This window comes from Mycobacterium sp. (assembly GCF_019247615.1).
GTDB lineage: Bacteria > Actinomycetota > Actinomycetes > Mycobacteriales > Mycobacteriaceae > Mycobacterium.
In genome coordinates, this window is sequence record NZ_JAFBAT010000102.1 from 1 (window position 1) to 5,640 (window position 5,640).

Here is a 5,640-nt window from a genome sequence, read left to right on the forward strand (position 1 = left end):
ACTGCAGCTTGGCCGGGTCGTTCTCGGTCAGCCTGCCCTCGACCCGGATAACCGCATCTTCTCCCAAGCCGAGCTGAACCAGGCCAACACCGAACGGAACGAACTCCTTGCCGGTCGGGCCGGCGTAGGGCGGCCCCGGCGGGAAACACTGGGTGGTCCACGACACGAGGGTTCCGCGGCGCGGCAGCAGCAATTCGGTCATCTCGCCGCCGCTGCAGCGCGGGCACCACTGCTGTACCGGGAACGTCGCGGCGCCACAATCGCCGCATCGGCTGCCGATCAGCTGCGGGTGTTCGTCCGGCCAGGTGGAGATTTCGGGGGCCAGTGCCTTCTGCATCCAGGGATCCTCCAGTGACTCATCCAAAGTCCGCGGCAGAATATGCGCTCACTGAAAGGTACAACACCGTTCGACAAAAGTGGAAACCGCATTCTCGGGCCACACTTGTCACAACTCGCGCCAGCCAGATCGGCCTCCGTCATGACCGGCGAGGTGCCCGACGTTTTGCCCGCCTTCGAGCGACAGCCCCCGTCGCCGTCGAGCCACCCGTTGCCGCTGGGAGGTGAGCGCGTCCCGCGTTTGCCAGGGACAGATGTGGCATGTGGCTGGCCGTTACTCGCAACCGTCGGTCTGAGATATGGTGTCCGACTATGCCGATCACGGTGATACTCGAACTCAAGATCAAGCCCGACGCGGTGTCTGCCGCGCGCGAAATCATGCGCCGGGCGCTGCAGGACACCCGCGCCTTCGAGGGCAACCTCGGTACCGACGTGCTCGTCGAGCAGGACGACGAAACTCACTGGCTTATCTACGAGCTATGGGACACGGTCGACAACGACGAGGCGTACCGCGCGTTCCGGGCCGGCGAGGGACGACTGACCGAACTTCCGCCGCTACTCGCCGCGCCTCCCGTCAAGAAGCGGTACGTCACGAGCGACATCTGACCTACGTCAGCGCGGGAATCACTTCGCGTTCGAACAGTTCGATACCGGAGCGGTCGTAGGCGGCCTCGGGGAAGTTGCAGATCGCGTACTCGCAGCCGAGGTCGCGGACCTTGGCCAGCCGCTCGATCACCTGTTCCGGTGTGCCGGTCGCCGCGTCGGGCATGCCGGAGGCCATCGAGTCCGCCAGCGCTTCTGGCACATAGCCGATCAGTCGGTCGCGCACCCGCTTCTGCCGGTCGCGTAGTTCAGCCTCCGATGAGCCGACGACGGCGGTGAAGTTCGCCGAGCGCACGATGGCGTCGAAGTCGGTCCCCAGCTTTCGGCAATGCTGCGCCAGCACCTCCGACTTGTGGGCGAACGCCTCCGGCTCCGGAGTGAAATTGGTGTATTGGGCATATTGCGCGGCGATGCGCAAGGTCACCTTCTCCCCGCCGCCCGCGATCCACAACGGAATGCCGTTGTGCTGCAATGGCTTTGGAGCAACGATCGCGCCGTCGACCTGATAATGCTTGCCGTCGAAGCTGACCTCGCCGTCCCGCCAGGCGTCGCGCATGATTTGTACGCCTTCGTCAAGCCGGCCCAACCGCACCCCGGCCGACGGAAACCCGTAACCATAAGCGCGCCATTCATGTTCATACCAGCCACCGCCGATACCCATTTGGATTCGACCACCCGAGATGATGTCGGCGGTCGCCGCCACCTTGGCCAGGTAGACCGGATTGCGGTAGCTCATTGCCGTGCACATCTGGCCGAGCTTGATTCGGGACGTGGTCGCAGCGTAGGCCGCCATCAGCGACCACGCCTCGTGAGTGGCTTCCCCCGTTGGCATCGGGACGGTGTGGAAATGGTCGTAGACCCACAGCGAGTCCCAGGCGCCGTTGTCGGCATACGTCGCCAGGTCTCGCATCACCGCCCAGTGTTTCTCGGGTTCGATGCCGACGAGATCCATTCGCCAGCCTTGCGGGATGAACAGTCCGAAGCGCATAGCAACGGACTTTAGCCCGGCGAAGGCCCCGGTCTCACAGCAGACCAATAGGCGGTGCAGAGCCGCCGCCGACAACGAGGCCCTACAAAGATCGGATGACCAAAGCGTTGTTCAACGGGGCAGTGAGCTTGGCGGCGCTGATCCTGATCGGTGCCGTGCCCGCCGAGGCCGAAGCTGCTGTCGCATCGGGTCCATCGTTCCTGCAGTCGGTTCCGCTCCGGTCCGTCGCCGGCAACGTCATCGCCGTCAACGATGACGATGTGTTCAACCCGAGCGACGGCGACATCTTCACGCAAAACGCCCAGGACCAGAGCACCGCCGAAGGCGCGGGCACGTAATCCCCCGTGGCGTCTCCCGGTCGCCGACGGTCGGCTCGCCTGTCGATCTAGGCTTACCAATCGTCGAGTGATCGAGGGGGCCTGATGCGCGTGCTCATCTCCGGCGCCAGCATCGCAGGGCCGGTGCTGGCGTACTGGCTGACGCGGCGCGGCTTCGACGTCACCGTCGTCGAGCGCGCACCGGCGCTCCGCAAAACTGGCGGCCACGCGGTGGACTTGTTTCGTCCCGCGATGGAGATCTCGGAGAAGATGGGCGTGGTGCCGCGCATTGAGGCGCTCGCCACCGGAACGGACCGCCTGAAGATGTACCGCGAAGGCCGGCCGCGACCCATCGAGGTGGACCTCACCAAGCTCACCGGCGTCGCGTCCGACCGGCACGTGGAGATCATGCGCGACGATCTCAGTGAGATTTACTTTGACGCCGCCCGCGACGACGTCGAGTACCTGTTCGGCGCCTCCATCACGGCGATCGACCACGAGGGTGATGTGACCTTCGAGCGCGCCCCCGCCGCAAGGTTCGACGTCATCGTCGGCGCCGACGGGCTGCACTCCAATGTTCGGCGCCTGGTCTTCGGCGACGAGGCCGGCCTCACCCGCTTCATCGGCGGATATCTGGCGGTGGTGTCGGCGCCCAAGTCGCTGGCGAACTCCGGGGAAATGGTGGGCCATGTAGGTGTCGGCCGCCTCGCGGCCGTCTATACCGCCGAACATCTGGACGACGCCCGGGTGGTGTTTCTGTTTCGCAGCCAAGAGCAACTCGAGTATGACCACCGAGACACGTTGCGGCAGAAGGCGTTACTGCGCGATGCTTTCGCCGGCATGGCGCCCCAGGTGGACGCTTGGCTCGCCGAAATCGACCGGACTCCCGCGTTTTACTTCGACTCGATCACGCAACTGCGGATGGACAGATGGTCGCGCCGACGGGTCACCCTCGTCGGCGACGCGGGCTACTGTCCCGGTCCCGCGGTCGGCGGCAGCACCAGCCTTGCCGTCCTCGGCGCCTACGTGCTGGCCGGCGAATTGGCCCGGGCAAATGGCGATCACCTGCGGGCGTTCGCCGCCTACGAGCTGCAAATGCGCGAGCCCGTGCGGCTCAGCCGGTCCTTCGCGCGCGGCGCCGCCAAGAGCATCATCCCCGGCTCGCGGGCCGGCGTGTGGGCGCTGACCCGTGGGCTGCAGCTGGTTTCGTCGATGCCCGGTTCACTCACCCGGGGCTTGGCGAAGCTGAGCACCAAGGGTGTCCGGCTCTACGATTCGATGCCGGTGCCCGACTACTCGGCAGCTGACGCCTGACGGACCCTCACCCCAACTAGTCATACGGTAGGACTATGGCGTCCAAGCACACCCTCTTCAGGATCTTCTACCGCATCGGCTTCACCCCGTGGGACGGCCACCCGATCGCGCAGAAATTGCAGGACCTGGTCGAGGGAACCGGCAATGCCGCCGCATTGCCCCCAGCGACGGCCCTTGACCTCGGATGCGGTACCGGAGACAGTTCGATCTACCTTGCGCGACACGGCTGGAAGGTCACGGGCGTCGACTTCGCGCCGCGGGCACTCGAGAAGGCTCGCGCCAAGGCCACCGACGTGGCGGTCAATTTCGTCCACGCCGATGTCACGCGTCTGAGTCAGGCGGGCATCGGTGCGGACTTCCAACTGATCGTCGACAACGGCTGCCTGCACAACATGAGCGACGGCGATCGCGACAAGTACGCAAGAGAGGTCACGGCCGTGGCGGCACCCGACGCCCGGCTGTTGATCATCGCGTTCCTTCCCGGCGGACAGTTCGGCGTGCGCGGCGTCGACCCGACGGAGATGGAACGACTATTCGCCTCCGGCTGGACGCTGCTGTCCGCCGGCCCTGAGCGCGATCTGGACCGCGAGCAGACTCCGATGCGGCACTACCTCTTTCAGCGCCGCCCCTGAGCGTGAGACCGTTACGTCAGCGACTCCGGCGGAAGGAAACGATCTCCGTACTTTGCGGCCAGCTCGCGGGCGCGGGCCACGAACGCCTCCTTGCCCGTACCGGCCGGCCCCGAATAGCCGACGATGAACTGAGCGCTGCCGCCGGTCCACGGCGGGAAGCCGATGCCCATGATGGACCCGATGTTGGCATCCGCGGTCGACGTCAGCACGCCCTCGTCGAGGCACTTCTGGGTTTCCAGCGCCTCGGCGAACAGCATCCGGTCGATCATGTCCTGCAGCGGCGGCTGCGAACTGCCGGAGTTGAACGTCTCCCGCAGGCCGGGCCACAGGCCTGAGCGCCTGCCGTCGGCGTACTCGTAGAAGCCGGCGCCCTTGAGCCGGCCGGACCGCCCGAGCTCGATCATCTTCTCGACGACGGCCTCGGCCGGGTGCGGATCGTAGGTGCCGCCGGCGTCCTCGACGCCCTTGCGGGTGGCAACGGCGATCTTGTGCATCAGTTCCAGGTTCAGCTCGTCGGAGAGCTGCAGCGGCGGGGCCGGGTAGCCGGCCTGCGAACCGGCCTGCTCGACGCTCGCCGGCTCGACGCCCTCGCCGAGCAGGGCGAGCGCCTCGTTGACGAAGGTGCCGATGACCCGCGAGGTGAAGAACCCACGGCTGTCGTTGACGACGATGGGGGTCTTGCCGATGGCCAGCGTGTAGTCGAACACGCGGGCCAAGGCCTCGTCGGATGTCTTCTCGCCCTTGATGATTTCCACCAGCGGCATCTTGTCGACCGGCGAGAAGAAGTGAATCCCGATGAAGTCCTCCTGCCGCTTGACGCCGGCAGCCAGACCGGTGATCGGCAGGGTGGAGGTGTTGGACCCGAGCACCGCGTTAGGTTCGACGACGTCCTCGATTTCCTGGAACACCTTGTGCTTGAGGTCCTGGCTCTCGAACACCGCCTCGATCACGAAGTCGACACCCGCGAAGTCCGCGGCATCGCCGGTCGGCTTGATCCGGTCCAGCAGCGCCGTGGATTTTTCCTCGGTCGTGCGGCCCCGCTCCAGCGCCTTGGCTTCCAGCTTCTCGGAGTAGCCCTTGCCCTTTTGCGCCGCCTCCAGACTCACATCCTTGAGCACCACCTCAAAGCCAGCCTTGGCCGACACGTATGCGATGCCCGCGCCCATCATGCCGGCACCCAGCACACCGATCTTGTTGATGGGGGTCTTGCCGATGCCTTCGGGCCGGGACCCGCCGGAGTTGATGTGCTGCAGGTCGAAGAAGAAGGCCTGGATCATGTTCTTGGCCACCTGGCTGGTGACCAGGTCGACGAAGTAGCGGCCCTCGATCTCGATCGCGTTGTCGAAGTCGACCTGCGCGCCCTCGATGGCGGCGGCCATGATGTGGTGCGGGGCGGGATAGTTGGCGCCCTTCAGCTGCTTGCGGAGATTGGCCGGGAAGGCCGGCAGGT

General features: G+C 65.8%; 7 protein-coding genes. 4 read left to right on the forward strand and 3 right to left on the reverse strand.

Going from position 1 to position 5,640, the window contains the following annotated elements; all coding sequences use genetic code 11:
- The coding region (locus JO059_RS06775) for a zinc ribbon domain-containing protein (protein WP_293315327.1) at positions 1 to 337 on the reverse strand (337 nt) is incomplete at its 3' end.
- A 311-nt stretch (positions 338 to 648) separates the two neighbouring features.
- Here JO059_RS06775 and JO059_RS06780 point away from each other — a divergent pair.
- A complete protein-coding gene (locus JO059_RS06780; RefSeq protein ID WP_293315328.1) occupies positions 649 to 942 on the forward strand; it encodes an antibiotic biosynthesis monooxygenase in 294 nt (97 codons plus the stop codon).
- 1 nt (position 943) lies between these two features.
- Here JO059_RS06780 and JO059_RS06785 read toward each other — a convergent pair whose 3' ends face one another.
- The gene (locus JO059_RS06785) at positions 944 to 1,927 is read right to left on the reverse strand and encodes an LLM class F420-dependent oxidoreductase (protein ID WP_293315329.1); all 984 of its coding nucleotides are present in this window, start codon (positions 1,925 to 1,927) and stop codon (positions 944 to 946) included.
- Between the two features lie 95 nt (positions 1,928 to 2,022).
- On the opposite strand from JO059_RS06785, the gene JO059_RS06790 reads away from it, so the two are divergent.
- The 3 genes from JO059_RS06790 (at position 2,023) to JO059_RS06800 (ending at position 4,190) form a co-directional block, all read left to right on the forward strand.
- Entirely contained in the window at positions 2,023 to 2,265 is a 243-nt protein-coding gene (locus JO059_RS06790; RefSeq protein WP_293315330.1) for a hypothetical protein, read from the forward strand.
- Positions 2,266 to 2,349: 84 nt separating this feature from the next.
- On the forward strand, positions 2,350 to 3,558 hold the full coding sequence (locus tag JO059_RS06795; RefSeq protein ID WP_293315331.1) for an FAD-dependent monooxygenase: 1,209 nt from the start codon (positions 2,350 to 2,352) through the stop codon (positions 3,556 to 3,558).
- Between the two features lie 35 nt (positions 3,559 to 3,593).
- The gene (locus JO059_RS06800) at positions 3,594 to 4,190 is read left to right on the forward strand and encodes a class I SAM-dependent methyltransferase (RefSeq protein WP_293315332.1); all 597 of its coding nucleotides are present in this window, start codon (positions 3,594 to 3,596) and stop codon (positions 4,188 to 4,190) included.
- 11 nt (positions 4,191 to 4,201) lie between these two features.
- Here the strand turns inward: JO059_RS06800 and JO059_RS06805 are convergent.
- A partial coding sequence (locus JO059_RS06805; protein WP_293315333.1) for a 3-hydroxyacyl-CoA dehydrogenase family protein occupies positions 4,202 to 5,640 on the reverse strand: 1,439 nt, incomplete at its 5' end.